We start from the raw sequence: 257 nt of genomic DNA, 5'->3' as shown, positions 1-257 counted from the left end.
GTCACGCGCTGGTTCGAATCCAGCTAGCCCAGTTATTGGCGGCATAGCCAAGTGGTAAGGCAGAGGTCTGCAAAACCTTTATCACCGGTTCAAATCCGGTTGCCGCCTCCAGGATTAAGCGGGAGTAGTTCAACTCTTAGAACACATTCCTTCCCGGAATGAGATATAGGTGCAAGTCCTATCTTCCGCTCCATTAATTTATATCATGCGGGAGTAGTTCAACTCTTAGAACACGTTCCTTCCCGGAACGAGGTATA

General features: G+C 48.6%; 2 tRNA genes. Both read left to right on the top strand.

Features of this window, described 5'->3' with window-relative positions:
- Positions 1-37 precede the first annotated feature (37 nt).
- Positions 38-111: transfer RNA gene (locus tag HMPREF2642_RS11320), tRNA-Cys, on the top strand.
- A 7-nt stretch (positions 112-118) separates the two neighbouring features.
- Positions 119-193: transfer RNA gene (locus tag HMPREF2642_RS11315), tRNA-Gly, on the top strand.
- Positions 194-257: the final 64 nt, after the last annotated feature.

The organism is Staphylococcus sp. HMSC055A09, assembly GCF_001809655.1.
Lineage (GTDB): Bacteria > Bacillota > Bacilli > Staphylococcales > Staphylococcaceae > Staphylococcus > Staphylococcus capitis.
Note: the sequence above shows the minus strand (reverse complement) of the source record. Positions and strands in the feature narration are given on the sequence as shown.